Annotated in this window: 16 protein-coding genes, 1 other RNA gene and 1 other annotated feature; of the genes, 3 read left to right on the top strand and 14 right to left on the bottom strand. The window is 43.3% G+C overall.

Going from position 1 to position 17,250, the window contains the following annotated elements; genetic code table 11:
* Positions 1 to 12 precede the first annotated feature (12 nt).
* The 4 genes from RSX31_RS10480 to cymR all read right to left on the bottom strand — a co-directional run bounded on the left by RSX31_RS10480 (position 13) and on the right by cymR (position 3,602).
* Positions 13 to 684 (bottom strand): tetratricopeptide repeat protein, encoded by a 672-nt coding sequence (locus RSX31_RS10480; protein ID WP_148969772.1) that lies wholly within the window; start codon positions 682 to 684, stop codon positions 13 to 15.
* 179 nt (positions 685 to 863) lie between these two features.
* A complete protein-coding gene (gene mnmA / locus RSX31_RS10475; protein ID WP_148995800.1) occupies positions 864 to 1,979 on the bottom strand; it encodes a tRNA 2-thiouridine(34) synthase MnmA in 1,116 nt (371 codons plus the stop codon).
* A 47-nt stretch (positions 1,980 to 2,026) separates the two neighbouring features.
* A complete protein-coding gene (locus RSX31_RS10470; RefSeq protein WP_148995801.1) occupies positions 2,027 to 3,169 on the bottom strand; it encodes a cysteine desulfurase family protein in 1,143 nt (380 codons plus the stop codon).
* 13 nt (positions 3,170 to 3,182) lie between these two features.
* Complete coding sequence (gene cymR, locus RSX31_RS10465; RefSeq protein ID WP_044339554.1) at positions 3,183 to 3,602, bottom strand: cysteine metabolism transcriptional regulator CymR; 420 nt, start codon at positions 3,600 to 3,602, stop codon at positions 3,183 to 3,185.
* A 215-nt stretch (positions 3,603 to 3,817) separates the two neighbouring features.
* Between cymR and RSX31_RS10460 the strand changes: the two genes are divergently transcribed.
* Both RSX31_RS10460 and RSX31_RS10455 read left to right on the top strand, forming a co-directional pair.
* Positions 3,818 to 5,092: a replication-associated recombination protein A gene (locus tag RSX31_RS10460; RefSeq protein ID WP_315634478.1), complete on the top strand. Its 1,275-nt coding sequence runs from the start codon at positions 3,818 to 3,820 to the stop codon at positions 5,090 to 5,092.
* 426 nt (positions 5,093 to 5,518) lie between these two features.
* Entirely contained in the window at positions 5,519 to 6,238 is a 720-nt protein-coding gene (locus RSX31_RS10455; protein WP_315634477.1) for a protein-glutamine gamma-glutamyltransferase, read from the top strand.
* 168 nt (positions 6,239 to 6,406) lie between these two features.
* Here the strand turns inward: RSX31_RS10455 and RSX31_RS10450 are convergent, their stop codons facing one another.
* The 10 genes from RSX31_RS10450 to RSX31_RS10405 all read right to left on the bottom strand — a co-directional run bounded on the left by RSX31_RS10450 (position 6,407) and on the right by RSX31_RS10405 (position 15,274).
* Complete coding sequence (locus tag RSX31_RS10450; RefSeq protein ID WP_148995804.1) at positions 6,407 to 7,357, bottom strand: ABC transporter permease; 951 nt, start codon at positions 7,355 to 7,357, stop codon at positions 6,407 to 6,409.
* A complete protein-coding gene (locus RSX31_RS10445) occupies positions 7,350 to 8,276 on the bottom strand; it encodes an ABC transporter ATP-binding protein (protein WP_148995880.1) in 927 nt (308 codons plus the stop codon). The genes RSX31_RS10450 and RSX31_RS10445 overlap by 8 nt, the downstream gene beginning before the upstream one ends.
* The gene (locus tag RSX31_RS10440) at positions 8,276 to 8,986 is read right to left on the bottom strand and encodes an ABC transporter ATP-binding protein (protein WP_148969778.1); all 711 of its coding nucleotides are present in this window, start codon (positions 8,984 to 8,986) and stop codon (positions 8,276 to 8,278) included. Before RSX31_RS10440 ends, RSX31_RS10445 begins: the two co-directional genes overlap by 1 nt.
* Positions 8,987 to 8,988: 2 nt before the next feature.
* Positions 8,989 to 9,363 (bottom strand): GntR family transcriptional regulator, encoded by a 375-nt coding sequence (locus RSX31_RS10435; RefSeq protein WP_148969779.1) that lies wholly within the window; start codon positions 9,361 to 9,363, stop codon positions 8,989 to 8,991.
* A 3-nt stretch (positions 9,364 to 9,366) separates the two neighbouring features.
* Positions 9,367 to 10,146: a hypothetical protein gene (locus RSX31_RS10430; RefSeq protein WP_315634476.1), complete on the bottom strand. Its 780-nt coding sequence runs from the start codon at positions 10,144 to 10,146 to the stop codon at positions 9,367 to 9,369.
* A gap of 279 nt (positions 10,147 to 10,425) precedes the next feature.
* Positions 10,426 to 11,190, bottom strand: a complete 765-nt coding sequence (locus tag RSX31_RS10425; RefSeq protein WP_315634475.1) for a tRNA threonylcarbamoyladenosine dehydratase — start codon at positions 11,188 to 11,190, stop codon at positions 10,426 to 10,428.
* A gap of 199 nt (positions 11,191 to 11,389) precedes the next feature.
* A non-coding RNA gene (gene ssrS / locus RSX31_RS10420) (6S RNA) lies at positions 11,390 to 11,579 on the bottom strand.
* 70 nt (positions 11,580 to 11,649) lie between these two features.
* Entirely contained in the window at positions 11,650 to 13,416 is a 1,767-nt protein-coding gene (gene aspS, locus RSX31_RS10415; protein WP_148995881.1) for an aspartate--tRNA ligase, read from the bottom strand.
* Positions 13,417 to 13,448: 32 nt separating this feature from the next.
* The gene (gene hisS / locus RSX31_RS10410; RefSeq protein WP_148995807.1) at positions 13,449 to 14,723 is read right to left on the bottom strand and encodes a histidine--tRNA ligase; all 1,275 of its coding nucleotides are present in this window, start codon (positions 14,721 to 14,723) and stop codon (positions 13,449 to 13,451) included.
* Between the two features lie 74 nt (positions 14,724 to 14,797).
* Positions 14,798 to 15,027: a binding site (T-box leader), on the bottom strand.
* A gap of 70 nt (positions 15,028 to 15,097) precedes the next feature.
* Positions 15,098 to 15,274, bottom strand: a complete 177-nt coding sequence (locus tag RSX31_RS10405) for an RNA polymerase subunit sigma-70 (protein WP_113971304.1) — start codon at positions 15,272 to 15,274, stop codon at positions 15,098 to 15,100.
* 200 nt (positions 15,275 to 15,474) lie between these two features.
* On the opposite strand from RSX31_RS10405, the gene RSX31_RS10400 reads away from it, so the two are divergent.
* The gene (locus RSX31_RS10400; RefSeq protein ID WP_315634474.1) at positions 15,475 to 17,217 is read left to right on the top strand and encodes an SH3 domain-containing protein; all 1,743 of its coding nucleotides are present in this window, start codon (positions 15,475 to 15,477) and stop codon (positions 17,215 to 17,217) included.
* Positions 17,218 to 17,250: the final 33 nt, after the last annotated feature.

The raw sequence follows: 17,250 nt of genomic DNA, 5'->3' as shown, positions 1-17,250 counted from the left end.
TGAACCTCCTAACTATTCACTTTGTTCATTTTTCAGCTTTTCGATCATCTTGATGCCATAGCCCGCCAGCATATGATCTGGTTGAACTTCGATTGCTTTGTTGAAATACATCAGCGCCGTATTTGCATCATCCTTATGGCCAGCATAGGCAACCCCTAAGTTGTAGTAAGCATCTGCGTGAGTTGGGTCTGCTTCCACTACTTGAGATAATTGCACAATCGCTTCTTCGTATGCTTCAACCTTCGCTAAGCATAGACCTAACTGGAAGCGTGCCTCTGTGTCCTCTTCATTCAGTTCGACACTTCGTTGTAAGTAAGGAAGAGCGAGCCTCGGCTGCTCTAATTGGAACAAACTGACTCCAAGCATGAAGTAAACGTCGGCATTTTCCATACCTTTTGAAACAGCTTTTTCAAACTGATCCTTTGCTTCATCAAAGTTATTTTCATTAAAGTACAGGTTCCCCAGGGAATAGTATGCTGCCCCTGCATTGTCGTCGATCGAGATCGCCCGTTCGAAAAACTTCTTCGCCTTTTCATTGTCTCCAACTGACATTAATACGTTCCCGAAATTAATATATCCGACAGGATCCTTAGGGTTTTCTTCGATGGCTTCTGTAAAAAGCTTCACAGCCTCTTCTACTTTTCCTTCTTGTAATAACTCAATTCCTTTTAAATTCTTATCCAATTCAAACACCTCTATATTGTTATGATTTATGTATGCAAGTTGAGTAAGGTACTTTCCCGCGTATCGCCTTCTAGTATAACATAAGGTACTCTCAATATTGATATCCATCAATGATGAAAAAAGGACTGAGAGAAGAGAGTTTGTACATCTCTTCTTCTCAGTCCTTTTTGTGGGTAGCCTTAACCTACGTACGTAAGTTTTTTCTCATCTTTATAAATGGTATCGATGGTTCCTCCACCCAGACACTCATCACCGTTGTAGAAAACAACGGCTTGTCCTGGTGTAACAGCACGTATAGGCTCGTCAAAGATGACTTTCACCTTACCATCTTCTAAAGGAATGACCGTTACGTTGTTATCATCCTGACGGTAACGGAATTTTGCCGTACAGGCGAATTCAGCTGGTTTCTCTCCATTTGAAGTCCAGTGGACATCCGTTGCTAGAATGGAATCGGAATAAAGGGCAGGATGCTCAAAGCTTTGACCTACATAGAGCACGTTTCTTTCAAGGTCCTTACCGATGGCGAACCAAGGCTCACCTGCTCCACCTATACCCAGTCCATGACGTTGGCCAATCGTATAGTACATCAATCCATCGTGCTTTCCCATCACTTTACCATCTAATGTTTCCATCGTTCCCGGTTGGGCAGGTAAGTAATTGCTTAGGAAATCTTTGAAGTTGCGTTCACCGATGAAGCAAATCCCCGTACTGTCTTTCTTGGCAGCAGTTGCAAGGCCCGCTTCCTTAGCAATTTCCCTAACCTTTTTCTTGTCGATGCCGCCTAGGGGAAACATCACTTTTTCAAGTTGCTCCTGCCCTAACTGATTGAGGAAGTACGTTTGATCCTTATTGTTGTCGACACCGCGGAGCATCTTGTATTCTCCATCACGGTATTCAACCTGTGCATAGTGGCCGGTTGCGAGATAATCTGCACCAAGTTTCAGTGCATGATCAAGGAATGCTTTGAACTTAATTTCTTTATTACACATCACATCCGGGTTTGGTGTTCTTCCTGCTTTATATTCATCCAGGAAATACGTAAACACTTTATCCCAGTATTGTTTTTCAAAATTCACAGCGTAGTAAGGAATACCAATTTGGTTACATACCCGAATCACGTCGTTGTAATCTTCTGTTGCGGTACAAAACCCATTTTCATCGGTATCATCCCAGTTTTTCATGAAAATCCCGATGACTTCATAGCCTTGTTGCTTTAATAATAATGCGGCTACGGAAGAATCTACTCCACCAGACATCCCAACGACCACTCTCGTATCCTTTGGTTCTTTTTTCACTAACGCCACCTCCTTATTCGTTCAATCGCCCTTTTCAGACGACTTTCTTAAGTTGTTAATCGCTTCACGATTTTTGCGACTTCATGGGCAGTCCAGACAATCTGCTCATCCGTGTTCCCCTGACCAAAGCTGAAACGGATGGAGTTCCTTGAATTCCCTGACTGTTTGCCAAACATCGCGACCAATACATGTGAAGGCTCTATAGATCCAGCCGTACAAGCAGAACCGCTTGATACAGCGATACCTGACATATCTAGATTCACCAGCATGGACTCTACATCCGTGCCGGGAAAGCTTAAGTTTAGCACATGGGGCAATCCATGCTCAAGAGATCCGTTCTCTTCAAAATCAATGCCTTCTCCGGCTAAGGTCTCTTTCAGTAAAACCTTGAAACGAGGGTATTGAGAATTCTTCTCTTCAATGGTTTTTTGAGCAATTTCTACAGCCTTTCCAAGACCAACAATGGCAGGGACGTTTTCTGTACCTGCTCGGCGCTTTCTTTCCTGTTCTCCACCATATAATCCAGGCTGAAGTTCCACGTTTTTGTGTGAATAAAGAAAGCCTATTCCTTTAGGACCATTTATTTTATGACCCGAAACCGAAAGCAAATCGATTCCAAGCTCCTTCACGTCAATGTGTGTCAAGCCAAACGCTTGTACAGCATCTGTATGAAAATAAGCCTGATGATTTCGAAGGAGCTGTCCAATTTCTTTAATCGGCTGAATCGTTCCTACCTCATTATTCCCAAACATAATCGTAACAAGTATCGTATCATCTCGAAGTTCCCTTTGCAGTTCCTCCACTGATATTCTGCCAGTACGGTCAACCGGTAGATAGGTCACTTCAAATCCTTGGGATTCAAGAAATTCACACGCATGTAAAACCGCATGATGCTCGGTTTGTGTCGTAATGATATGATTTCCTTTTCCTTTATTCGCCCCGGCTGAACCGATAATTGCTAAATTATCCGCTTCAGTTCCTCCGCTGGTAAAAATGATTTCATTGTAATCTGCATGAATGCTTTGAGCGATGATGGTACGTGCAGAGTCGACAAGATGACGTGATGCACGGCCAAATGAATGAATGCTCGATGGATTACCAAAGTACTCCTTCATCACTGAAGTCATTTCTTCAATTACTTCATGATGCATGGGAGACGTTGCAGCATGATCCAGGTACACTCTTTCCATTTTTCGTTACCTCCTAGATATAGAACATGTATGCATCTGATTCACCGTCATCTGAATGACTGGCTAAATCTTCTATCGTTGTATTATCGAGTACTTCTTTAACGGCATCACGGATCCGGATCCATAGCTCACGTTTTGCCGGTTCTTCATCTTCAATTCCTTCTACAGGACTAATGGGCCCTTCAAGGATCCGGATAATATCTCCCGCTGTGATTTCAGATGGCTCATGTCCCAACACATACCCACCGTAAGCCCCCCGGATACTTCTAACAAGACCGCCATTACGCAGTGGCGCAACCAGCTGTTCAAGATAATGTTCCGACAGCTCATGCTGCTGTGCGATTGTTTTCAGTGAAGTCGGCCCTTCACCATGGCGTTTAGCTAATTCAATCATAATCGTTAAACCGTATCGGCCTTTAGTTGATATCTTCATGTCCAGCACCTCTACTATATTTAATAACGTCTCGTTTATCGGGACGTATTTTTCTACTATATTGACTTTTGTTATTATAGCATATCCGTCCTCTCACTGTGAAAGGGGCGGCTTCATACACTCCCCCCCCTTTTTTCCCAGCCACAATATTTCCTTAAGAGAACCTCCTATGATAAAGTGAATTTAACTAGAACGTCAGTTTGGAGAGATGTTTCATGTCGATTAAACCACTTGCATTTAAGATGAGACCGAGGACTATTGATGAGATCATCGGGCAGCAGCATTTAGTTGGAGAAGGAAAAATCATAGACAGGATGGTAAAAGCGAAGCAGCTGTCATCCATGATATTATACGGTCCACCGGGTATCGGAAAAACATCCATCGCGAGCGCCATTGCCGGAAGTACGAAATACCGTTTTAAAACACTGAATGCCGTAACCAATAATAAAAAAGATATTCAAATTGTAGCAGAAGAAGCCAAAATGTCCGGGAAAGTGATCCTTCTTTTGGATGAGGTGCATCGCTTGGATAAAGGGAAGCAGGACTTTCTCCTTCCTTATTTGGAAAACGGTATGATCACATTGATAGGTGCAACGACGAGCAACCCGTACCATGCCATTAATCCGGCGATCAGAAGCAGATGCCAAATTTTTGAGTTAAAGCCGCTGACGATCGATGAAATGAAAATCGCCTTGCATCGGGCCATCGGAGATGAAGAACGTGGATTAGGTGGATATTCACTTGATGTAACCGCCGAAGCGATTGACCACTTTGCAAGCAGCAGCTTTGGAGATGTGAGGAGTTCGCTGAATGCATTGGAACTGGCTGTCTTGTCCACTTCACCGGATGAAGACGGTGTGATTCATATTGATGTCAGCATCGCAGAAGAGTGTCTGCAAAAGAAAAGTTTTTCACACGATAAAGATGGAGACGCTCATTACGATGTCGTAAGCGCGTTTCAGAAATCGATCCGCGGAAGTGACGTGAATGCCGCTCTTCATTATTTAGGCAGACTCGTTGAAGCCGGGGACCTTCCGAGCATCGCCCGCAGACTATTGGTGATTGCCTATGAAGATATCGGACTTGCCAACCCCCAAGCGGGACCAAGAACACTGGCGGCAGTCGAAACAGCTGAGAAAATCGGGTTTCCGGAAGCGAGAATTCCTATAGCCAACGCGATTATAGAGCTTTGTCTCTCACCTAAATCGAACTCGGCGATCACGGCCATCGACCTAGCACTCGGTGATATCCGTAAGGGAAAAAGCGGCGAGGTGCCGGATCACTTGAAAGACGCCCATTATCAGGGGGCAAAAGAACTTGGTAGAGGGATCGAATACAAGTATCCACACAGCTATGAATCAGGGTGGGTACCCCAAACCTATTTACCAGAAAAACTTAAGAACGCTCAATACTATACTCCTAAATCGACAGGCAAGTTTGAACAGGCGATTGCTCAGGTGTATGAGAAAATTAATAAGCAGATGAAATAACAAAAGCGGAGGCGGCTCGTTCAGCCCCGACAAGCATAAGCTAAATTGGCCTGGAAGGCGTTCTTTGCCTTCTTGGCCAATTTAGCTTATGACCTCGAGGGGCTAGCCGCCGGAGCTGGATGTCACAAAAGCGGAGGCGGCTCGTTCAGAGGCGACAAGCATAAGGCGAACCTGCCGGAAAGGCGCGTTCTTTGCCTTTTTGGCAGGTTTGACTTATGACCTCGAGCCTCTAGCCGCCGGAGCTGGATGTCACAAAAGCGGAGGCGGCTCGTTCAGAGGCGACAAGCATAAGGCATACCTGGCGGAAAGGCGCGTTCTTTGCCTTTTTGGCAGGTTTATTTTAGGGATAAGCTCTTTTTTTAACGTGGCAATGCCATATCTCTCCACCCAATCATACATTAGTAAAAAGGCCTGGAGGTGTATGGATTGATTATCATTGAAAATGGATTGTCAAGTATTGGGTTGCAGAATCTATCACCTGTAGAAGAAAGAATCGTTAAAGCGCTGGAAAGCAGTCCTACTGAGTATCGCTACCGTAACTTAGGAGAGCTAAGATTTGAGTTGAGGATGCGGGAACGGTTCATTGCCAATGCTAGGAGCATGGATGAAGGTGACGCCAAATTCGCTGCTTTTGAATACTCCTATTTTAACTCTACTTATTGGATCAAGACTCCCTACGGATATAGACTTCGCGACTCGAAGCTTCCATCAGAGGCCATTGAAGATATATTCATAAATAGCTCTGCCTATAGCTTCGAATGCGTCACCAGCATTGTCCTCATATACTATAAATCGATTCTTGATACGATCAGGACTTCTTATTTTAATCAACTGTTCTCTCCCCTATTAGTCTGGGGTCACAATTATGACGATGATATGAGCATGGTCACCTATGAAGGCGTTGACTATATTCCAGGGGATGTTTACTATTTCTCTAACCCTGACTATGACGATCCGATATGGATGGGGGAAAATTCTGTTTTCTTAGAAGAGGATCAGTATTTTGGTCACGGTGTGGGAATCATGACTCATGATGAAATGATAGAAGCTTTAAATACTCTTCGAAAAAAAGATTCTACTGAATCAGCCTTTCTCCTTCAACAAGTCACACGTTTGAAGTTTTCAGATTTATACCGGTATGCATAAAAGTGACGAACTCTGATGAGTCCGTCACTTTTTTGTTAATTTTTAGTTGTCCAGCTGCTGCGGCTAGACCCTCGAGGTCATAAGTCAAACTTCCCATGAAGGCAAAGGGCGCCTTTCCGGGAACTTCGCCTTATGCTTGTCGGGTCTGACCAAGCCGCCTACGCTTTTCTATGCCGCCACATCTCTCTTATTAAAGACGATGAATGCAAGAAGCTGGAAGATGATGAAGTAGATGATGAGCATGGTGATCGAGAAGCCCATGGTCATGCCGTCCACTAGCGGTGGAGTGAAACCTGTGTATTGAGTCAGATCTGTGTTCGCGAACAAACTGAATTTCGCCCAGTCGAATCGAAGAGCGAGCAGGCTCGTTGCATTGCCTCCCACAAATAATAGAAACAGGGAAATCCCGATAGCCAGTGAGCTGCTTCTGAACACAGTTGAAATCATGAAGGCCATTGTAGCCATCATCACGACATCAATGGTTTTCAATAAGTAGGTTTTGAGCAAATACCCGACAATGTTCTGTTCGACTACCTTCCCATCCACATACGCCAGGTGGGTGGACTGATCTGTACCGCCAAATAATAGAAGCCCGATCAGGAACGATACGACGAATAATACTAGTAGCATGCTCATTCCGTATAAGATGACGGTGAAATACTTCGATAGAAGGATCTTTGTCCTTGAGATAGGACGAATGAGTAAAAGCTTGATCGTACCCCAGCTGAACTCACTTGCGACAATTCCCGCTGCCACAATGATGGCAAACAGACCTACAACAAGTACGGAAAAGGCATTCGTTTCAACAAACGTCCAAACCGTTTCTTTCACTTTCGGCTGAATGTCATTTTCAATGCGATATTCATTTAACGCAATTCTTCGTTCCGTGTCTTTCTCTATGAATTTGTTCATATTTGGATTTTCCGACAACATTTGTTTATCTGCTTCCACTTGCGCTGTGAGTTCCTGCTTCCAGTTTTCCGATTCCTTCGCTTTCCCGTCATCATACTTCGTAAAAGCTGCCGTCACTCCGATAATGAGAATAAGCAATCCGAGCATGACATATGTTCCGACCCTTTTAAATATTTTTGTCCATTCATTTCTAATGAGACTAAGCATGCACGACCTCTCCTTTTTCATTCGTGATTTCCAAGAATCTATCTTCCAATGTCTTGGCAATTGGCATGACACTATAGATTTGAACATCTGCTTCCACAAATGCCCGTATGACATTCGGTACTTGTTCCTTCGTTAAAGCGACCTGTACTTCCGAACCCTTCGTTTCATATTTGATTCCAGGATCGAACTTCTTTAGTACAGCTTTGACCTTTTCTACCTCATTCACCTCAAAATGGTAAACCTGTTCGGAACCTTCAACGAAATCACGTACCTGCTGAACATCCACAAGCTTTCCGGATTGGATGATCCCGATTCGATCGCACATCATTTCCATTTCAGATAATAAGTGACTAGATACGATTACCGCCATACCCTCTTCCTGTGCAAGCTTTCTTATATACGCACGAATTTCACGGATACCGGCAGGATCCAAGCCATTTGTAGGCTCATCGAGTATGAGAAGCTTTGGTTTATGGAGCAGGCATTGCGCCAGACCCAAGCGCTGTCTCATTCCAAGTGAATAGGTTTTCACTTTATCATTGATGCGGTCTGTTAAACCTACCAGTTCGATGACTTCCTTCATTCTTTCTTCGGTGATTCCATTTTGCATGCGGGCAAAATGTTTTAAGTTTTGATATCCCGACATGAACTTATAGAGCTCCGGGTTTTCAACGATGGCACCAACATCCTTAATGGCACCTTCGAAATCTTTTTTGATGCTTTTCCCAGAAATCAGAACGTCTCCTTTTGAAATATTCATTAATCCTACTATCATTCGGATCGTCGTCGTTTTTCCTGCTCCATTCGGGCCCAGAAAACCGAATACTTCCCCTTCATACACATCAAAGGATAAATTATCGATAATGGTCTTGCCTTTAATAACTTTTGAGACACCCTGTAATTGCACAACCGTCTTCATCATTTCATCTTCCCTTCTTTTTTCGATGTTTGCTTCAACCACTGCAGGACAGACAATCCTTCTATTTCTCTAAGCTCTTCTACCTGACAGTGCCCTTTAATTTCTCCATCATTGATGATAAACGCTTCATCAAGTATCCCTTCAATTTCATCGATTTCATGGGTTGCTATGATCACTGTCTGATTCCCGAAATCGATATAGGATAAGAGGCCTTTCACGATGGAGTCCCTTACCATGGGATCCAACCCTGAAAATGGTTCATCCAGGAGCAGGACCTCCGTATTTCGGGACAGGGCAAGAACAAGCTTCAGTCTGCCGCGATTCCCTTTTGATAAATGCTTGATTTTTTTCTTACTGTCCAGTTCCATGAATTCCACTAGCTCATGTGCCCGCTGTATATCAAAGTCCGAAAACTGAGAAGAGTAAAACCGGATCATCCCATCAACGGTAAATGCTTCATAAAACATATCCAACTCTGTTAAATACGCCACTTCACCGGCTCGTTTCCGGGTGATCGGCTTACCGTTCATGGTCACTGAACCAGCACTTGGAAGAACCAATCCCGCGATCATCTTTAAAGTGGTCGATTTCCCGCTGCCATTTGGGCCTAGCAGACCATAAATCTTCCCTTTTTCGAAGTGAAACGACGTATTCTTCAAGGCCAATTCATTTCCATATTTTTTGGTGACAGCTTCAAATTTCACAACCACCCCTATTCCCCCCCTCTTTCGGCAAGATATCTCTCGACGCTTTTTATCATTTGTTCTTTTGATAACCCCAGTTCTTTCATGTTTTTAATGAACAACTCGATTACTTCCTCTTGGAGCTTTTCGTTCAAAACCGAAAGAACCTCTTCCTTTTCCGTGACAAATGTTCCCTGCCCTCTCCTCGTCTCCACAATGTCCATCCTCTCTAATTCGCTATACGTACGCTGAATGGTATTTGGATTCACCCCGGATTGAACGGCCATTTCCCGGACAGAAGGCAGTTTGTCACCGGGAGATAATTCTTTTCTTACAATCTCACGTATGATCCGATCAGCTATTTGGAGGTATATCGGCTTGGAGGCTGTATATTCTTCTGTCATGTATTACACCTCAACCTTACGATCTAATAGCCAGCAGGAAATGATAAATACGATTATCATGATCATTCCTTCAAACACAAACGGCAGCAAGGGCAGCTGGATCATTTCAGGCTCAAAACCGGCATTCGCCTCATTAGAACCAATCGAGAGAAAGACACCCGAACTCACTTCAACTGTAAAAGCATTGAAGAGTATTTTTTCCACCCATTTAATGCTCATAAGAAATGCAACAACACTTTGATACACAATGATAAAACCAGCTACAAAAATCCATCGTATATTCTTGATGGATGGAAACTTTGAAAGTGAGTGGTAGAAGGTCCACAAGAAAATCGTCCATCCGGAAAAATATAGGCCAACTACTGTTACTCCTAAATTAAATAGGATTCCTTCTTTGATTGGCCAATAGGAAAAAAGAGAGTCTTTAGGGAAGACAGCCAAGGTGATAACACCTAAAAGATCCACTAATAGAAGTGACGCCGTAGAATAAATAATGGCAATAATCAGTTTCGGCAATAAAAGAATGAATCCACTATACGGACTATGGAGCCAAAGCTGCGTCTTTCCTTCCAATCGAAGCATGGACAGAACAATGCCCGGTAGAAATGCAAAGTGAAATACACCGATCATGATAATGAATATTTGAACGATTATTGGCTCGTTGACAAAGTTTCCGATCACCATTCCTATGATGTAAATCAGAAAAATTATGCCAATCCATCCATAGAACCAAACCTTGGAGGTTTTAAAGTCTTTCCAAAGAAGACCTTTAAATGCCTTCATACTTGCACTCCTTCATAACGCGTTTTAGTGTTCTAGTTAGATAGTACACTATGACACATTATACCGTCAATACCTTATTCACCTAATTAATGGAATTATTTTTTTGCTGGTGTGTTTAGTGATAAGAGGAGAAGAGGATGGGAAATGAAAAAGAAAAAATAACTTCGGACTGAGGAAGAAGATCAACTAATATTGGAAGTCTGCTATTATTCATTGATCCTTCTCAACAAAAAAGGACTGAATCCGAAAATGGATCCAGTCCTTACAATTACATGACCATTATTTGTCTTTTACTCTTTTGATTTCAATATGCTTTAACAGCTGGTTCATCACATGACTTGCTGCAATAAGACCTGCAACCGATGGGACAAATGCGTTTGAAGAAGGGGGAAGCTGGGCTTTACGAATCTTTGCATCATCTTTCCCTACTTCTTTTCTGATATCTTCACGGATGACGATGGGACTCTCATCAGAGAAAACAACCGTTACACCTTTTTTAATGCCCTCTTTCTTCAGGCGGGTCCGGATCACCTTTGCGATTGGATCCGTATGAGTCTTGCTGATATCGGCAATCTTGAAGCGTGTCGGATCGGTTTTATTCGCCGCTCCCATGCTCGCAATCAATGGGATATCGCGCTTTAAACATTCTTTCATTAAGTGTATTTTATACGAAATCGTATCAGAAGCATCTATTACGTAATCCAATCCTTGATTGAAGAATTCTTCGTAGGTTTCTTCCGTATAGAACATCTTCAAGGAGATGACTTCACAGTCCGGATTAATATCCATGATGCGGTCTCTCATCAGATCGACTTTCGGCTGACCTACTGTAGAAAGCAATGCATGAACTTGACGGTTCACGTTTGTAATATCCACATCATCTTTATCCACTAATACAAGACGGCCTACACCTGACCTGGCTAAAGCTTCAGCTGCAAAGGATCCCACTCCCCCGATTCCGAGTACTGCCACCGTGCTATTCTTAAGGGTTTGAAGACCTTCCTTACCGATCGCTAGTTCATTTCTTGAAAACTGGTGTAGCAAAATAATCAACTCCATTATAAGTATTCAACTAGGTTTATACTGAATTAGAATAAAGGATAGAGAAACGAAAATCAATATGAAATGTTGTCCTCCTCTATCGTTTACCCTATTAAGAGAAGGTTTAGACTCAACAAAAAAAGCCAGGCTACTTTGAGCCTGACTCTTCATTTATAGGATCTTCAATTAAAATCGTATTTGGACGAGTCCCAATCGTGCCGCCGCCATCATTTCCTTCGTTTTGAACCCGCTCTCGGCAGGTGGGTGCTTTATTCCACTATTTGTTAGTCCTCGGCATGAGGCATGAACGCCTAGCAGAAACGTCAAGCTCCCAAAGTTTGAAGTGTTCGGTCAAAACTGTTAGGTAAAAACGTCGCACACATCAGGACTCGTTTGTGATTGTTTAAATAATATCATATCACCTTGATGATTTCAACGAATGTCCCCCGGAACTTATTTACATTATTCTACATCCAGCGACAAAGATAACTCTTTTAATTGAGCTTCACTCACTTCACCAGGAGCATCCGTCAATACACAGCTTGCACTCGCCGTTTTGGGGAAGGCAATCGTATCGCGGAGATTTGTGCGTCCTGCAAGAAGCATGACTAAACGGTCGAGACCAAGTGCAATTCCACCATGTGGAGGTGTTCCATATTCAAAGGCTTCCAATAGGAACCCAAACTGCTTTTTTGCTTCTTCTTTTGAGAAACCAAGAACTTTAAACATCTTTTCTTGAATATCACGCTCATAAATCCGAAGGGATCCCCCTCCAAGTTCGTACCCATTCAATACAAGGTCATATGCTTCGGCACGGACAGAAGAAGGATCCGTCTCGAAACGTTCCAGGTCTTCTCTCACCGGCATTGTGAAAGGATGGTGGGCAGCATAATAACGATTCTCGCCTTCATCAAATTCAAACAACGGCCAGTCGGTCACCCACAAGAAATTGAATTTTGTTTCATCGATAAGTTTCAACTCTTTTCCTAATTTCAGGCGAAGAGCACCGAGGGCATCTGCCACTACTGATTTTTTATCCGCAACGAATAGCAATAAGTCTCCCGATTCTGCATTTGCTGAAGCAGAGATTTGCGATGCATCCTCTTCTGTTACAAATTTGGAAATAGGTCCTTTTAAGCCTTCTTCTTCTACCTTTAACCAGGCAAGTCCTTTTGCACCGTATCGGGAAACAAACTCTGTTAACCCATCGATGTCTTTACGGGAATACTGGGAAGCACCGCCTTTTACGTTGATCAGTTTCACCTGACCACCGCTTGCTACTGCGCCTGCGAATACTTTAAATCCGGATTCCTTCACGATTTCCGATACATCGATCAGTTCCATTTTAAAACGAGTATCCGGTTTGTCAGAGCCGTATCGACTCATGGCATCATCATACGTCATTCTTTGGAATGGTAATTGAACATTGTGATCCTTCACATCGTTCATCAGTTTCTTCATCATATCTTCTACAAGGGTAATGATTTGCTCTGTATCCATGAAACTCATTTCCATATCAATCTGAGTGAATTCCGGCTGACGATCTGCTCGAAGATCTTCGTCACGGAAACAGCGGGCAATTTGGTAATAACGGTCGAAGCCGGATACCATCAGCAATTGTTTGAAGATTTGCGGTGATTGTGGCAGCGCGTAAAATTCACCTTGATGAACACGGCTTGGCACTAAGTAATCACGGGCACCTTCTGGCGTACTCTTTGTTAAAATCGGTGTTTCTACATCCAGGAACCCATTTTCGTTCAAGAAGGTACGGAACGATGTCGTCACATTATGACGCATTCTCAACGTTTCCATCATCGCTGGGCGGCGAAGGTCTACGTAACGATATTTCAAGCGGACATCTTCCGACACTTCCATTTGATCATCAACCATGAAAGGAGGGGTCTTCGCTTCATTTATGATTTGAACCTCTTCTACATGAATTTCAACTTTCCCGGTTCTCAGGTTAGGATTGACGGTTCCTTCTCCTCTTGCCACGACAGTACCTGTCACACTAAGTACATACTCATTACGAATTTTCTCCGCAAGGGCGAGGGCTTCTTCTGATAAATCCGGATTAAAGACGACTTGTACGATTCCTTCTCTGTCACGAAGGTCGATGAAGATTAATCCACCCAGATCCCTTCTCTTTTGTACCCAGCCTTTAATCGTTATTTTTTCACCGATGTATGATTCTGTGATGTCTCCGCAATATGCTGTTCTTTTTGTCATCATGTTCTCCTCCTTGTCAAAATCAACGGGTTCTATTTACCAAGTTTGCTTTTCACATTCTCTACAAAACGATCAAGACTTACTTCTTCCTGCTCACCAGTAGACATATCTTTCAGGTTGATTTTATTTTCCTGTAATTCATTGTCGCCAATGACGGCTACATATTTCGCTTCATAACGGTCCGCTGCTTTAAATTGACCTTTTACCTTGCGATCCAGGTAATCCTTTTCTGATGAAATTCCCACCTGTCTTAAATTGTGAAGAAGCTTTACTGCATAGTCCTTCGCTTCTTCTCCCAGTGAAACGATAAAACAATCGACGCCTTGCTCGATTGGAAGTTCAACGTTTTCAGCTTCCAGTGCGGAAAGTAGTCTTTCAATACTAAAGGCAAAACCGATTCCTGGAGTTTCCGGACCACCGATCATTTCCACCAATCCATTGTAACGTCCTCCACCACAAAGGGTCGTGATGGCTCCAAATCCTTCTGCGTCACTCATGATTTCAAAAGCTGTGTGATTATAATAATCAAGGCCGCGAACAAGAGTCGGATCGACCACGAATTCAACATCCATCCCTGTTAGGTACGTTTGGACTTTTTCAAAATATGCTTTTGATTCGTCGTTTAAGTAATCGAGAATCGAGGGTGCTGTAGACATTAATTCATGGTCACGGTCTTTTTTACAATCCAGAATGCGTAATGGATTCTTCTCTAAACGATTCTGACAGTCTCCGCAGAATTCACCGATTCTTGGTTTAAAGTGATTGATGAGGGCTTCTCTGTGAGCATTTCGACTACCCGTATCGCCAAGACTATTAATGACTAACTTTAATTGAGTAAGTCCCAGTTTCTGATAAATCCCCATTGCCAATGAAATCACTTCTGCATCAATCGCCGGGTCTTCACTTCCCAATGCCTCAACCCCAAACTGTACAAATTGGCGGTAGCGGCCGGCTTGTGGTCTTTCGTACCTGAACATTGGACCGGAGTAAAAGAGCTTCGTTGGTTGATTTGGATGCCCGAACATCTTATTTCCTACAAAGGAGCGAACAACAGAAGCGGTTCCTTCAGGTCGGAGCGCCAAGCTTCTGCCTCCGCGATCTTCAAACATATACATTTCTTTTTGCACGATATCCGTCGTATCCCCTACTCCTCTGGTAAACAACTCGCTCGCCTCAAAGATTGGTGTGCGGATTTCTTTATACTGATAGGCGTGGCAAAGATTCTTCGCCACTTCCTCTACATACTGCCATTTTTCTACTTCACCTGGTAGAATGTCCTGTGTACCTCGTGGAATCTGAATGGACAAGTTGATTTCCTCCTTTTATCTAGCACATTGATATTTATGTAAATAAAAAAAGCCCTCAATCCCTTGTATATCATACAAGGGACGAGAGCTGTTATTCCCGTGGTGCCACCCTAATTGAAGCCTATAAAGACCTCCACTTAGCCAGTTAACGCCTGGTACGTTCATCTCCTACTAAAGATACTTTTTCAGAGAGAAACCTCCTGAGTGTTCATTCACTAAGTCACATTGTAGAAATGCTCTCAGCCAAGGCATTTCCTCTCTTTACACGTGGGTATCAGCTACTATGCTCGATCAACGGTTTTTGTAAATGTTATTTTATTTCTATAATGATACGGATGCCGTTAGTTCATGTCAAGAGGTTAAAGAAAATTTCGTTACGATCTCTCCATTTTCTTTTTCAGTAGCTTAACTTCTTTCAACGATAATCCGAACTCGGAAGCAAGTTCCACGTTTAAGGCATCTTTCTCACGTTCTAGAAACTGATGAAAATCCACACCGAACAGCTGGTTATCACCATTTGCATTCATAAACCCTTTTTCACTTGACCTCATTTCCATCACCCTTTCAAAACAATCCTTAACTCTATCATTTCCAATTACCTATTTTTATTTCGTTTTAGAGGAATTTAATTTTTTTTATCGTATTAAACCCTTAAGGGATTTTTTCGATAAATCGTCGAAATTTTGATCAATATCTAAGTGAAAAGATCCGATATTACTATGGGTGTTTGTATTTCTAACAGGAGGTGAAGATGATTAAGAAAATAATTGCATCGATGCTGATTGTGCTCATGATCATTCCTTTTCAGTCACTCGAAGCTGATTATGCACATGCAGAAACAGGCACGGCCACGATCAGTGTTTCGACTCTGAATGTCCGTACGGGGCCAGGACTCAGTTACCCGGTTCTGACGAAGGTACATAGAGGGGAAGAGTACAGTATAGTAGACACACAAAATGATTGGTATAAGGTCAGGACCGATAGTGGTGAGGGCTGGGTAGCCGAATGGTTAGTATCAGTAGAATCTGCCGCTTCCGATGTTTCTCCCAAACAGGAAGGACGGGTTAACACCGATGGGTTACGCGTCAGAAAAGGGCCAAGCACCTCTGAAGGAGTCGTGACGGTTTTAAACACGGGTGATAGAATATCCGTTTCCGACGAAGAGGGTGAATGGCTACTCATCGAATGGGGAAATGAAAGCGGCTGGGTGCATGAGGAATACGTGTCGGAAAACAACACAACTTCTTCCCCATCGAAAAAAAGTGAGAATAAACAAGGTATCATCACCGACAACTCCCTTAATGTTCGAACCTCCCCTTCTCTTCAAAGTTCCGTCCTGGGAGTATTAAATAAGGGTGATCACGTAGATGTAACAGGAAGTGTCAGCGGGTGGTACGAGATTCAATTTGGCAGCGACAAGGCATGGGTGAACGATGCATATGTAGAATTCTCTTCGAGGGCTGATGAAGAGGAGCCTTCTTCCCCGTCCACAGATCTTATTGGAATCATTACGGTTCACGGTTTAAATGTCCGTGATGAAACCTCTTTAAACGGGAGTGTCGTTGGAAAGGTCTCAAAAGGGGAGAAATATTCCTTATTAAAAGAGAAAAACAATTGGTATCAGATTGAGCTCTCAAATGGGAAAAAGGGCTGGATTGCCGGTTGGTATGTCCAAAAAACCGTTACTGCCTCCGCTTATGAGAGTGAACCATCTTCAGAAAATGAAAACGTCACAATCCTTTACAACGGTACAAATATCAGAAGTGAAGCAAACGCCCGGGCAAGCGTCATCGAACGGGGCTCAAGTGGTGACACCTTCCCCGTTATCAGCAAAAACGGAGATTGGTATGAAATTGAATTAGAGGACGGCAGTGCAGGTTTTGTTGCCGGCTGGGTGGTGTCCATCCGATCCAGCACCGGGGAAAACACTACTCCTTCACGCAAGCGGAGCGGCGGCTTACAAGATAAAGTCGTGGTGATTGATCCGGGGCATGGAGGCAGGGACAGCGGAACGACGGGAGCAAGTGGGACATTGGAAAAGCTCCTTACCATGAGAACCGGGGAACTCCTTGCCGAAAAGCTAAAGAGCGCTGGAGCCAAAGTGGTCTTAACAAGGAAAAACGATGAATATCTTTCATTACCATCAAGGGTATCATTATCTCATTATTATCAGGCTGATGCCTTTATCAGCCTCCATTTTGACAGCATTCTAGATTCCTCTATCGTCGGACATACTACCTACTATTATCAAGGTCACCAGGAAGAACTGGCAGAGGAAATTCATGGAAGACTTGCAGATCGGTTACCGACGAAAGACCGGGGTGTACGGGTAGGAGATTATCACGTTGTTCGTGAAAACAATCAGCCGGCTGTCCTTTTGGAGCTTGGATTCTTAAGTAATCCGGCAGAGGAAGCCAATGTCAATACACAGTATTTTCAAGACCTGGCGGCAACGGCAATCTATCATGGATTAGGGGATTATTTCTCCGACTGATGCTGCGATGTGAACAACATGCTATATGAATAA

The organism is Rossellomorea yichunensis (assembly GCF_032337515.1).
In the GTDB taxonomy this organism is placed as follows: Bacteria; Bacillota; Bacilli; order Bacillales; family Bacillaceae_B; genus Rossellomorea; species Rossellomorea yichunensis.
The sequence above is the reverse complement of the archived record's forward strand: the minus strand, read 5'-3'. Positions and strand labels throughout refer to the sequence as shown.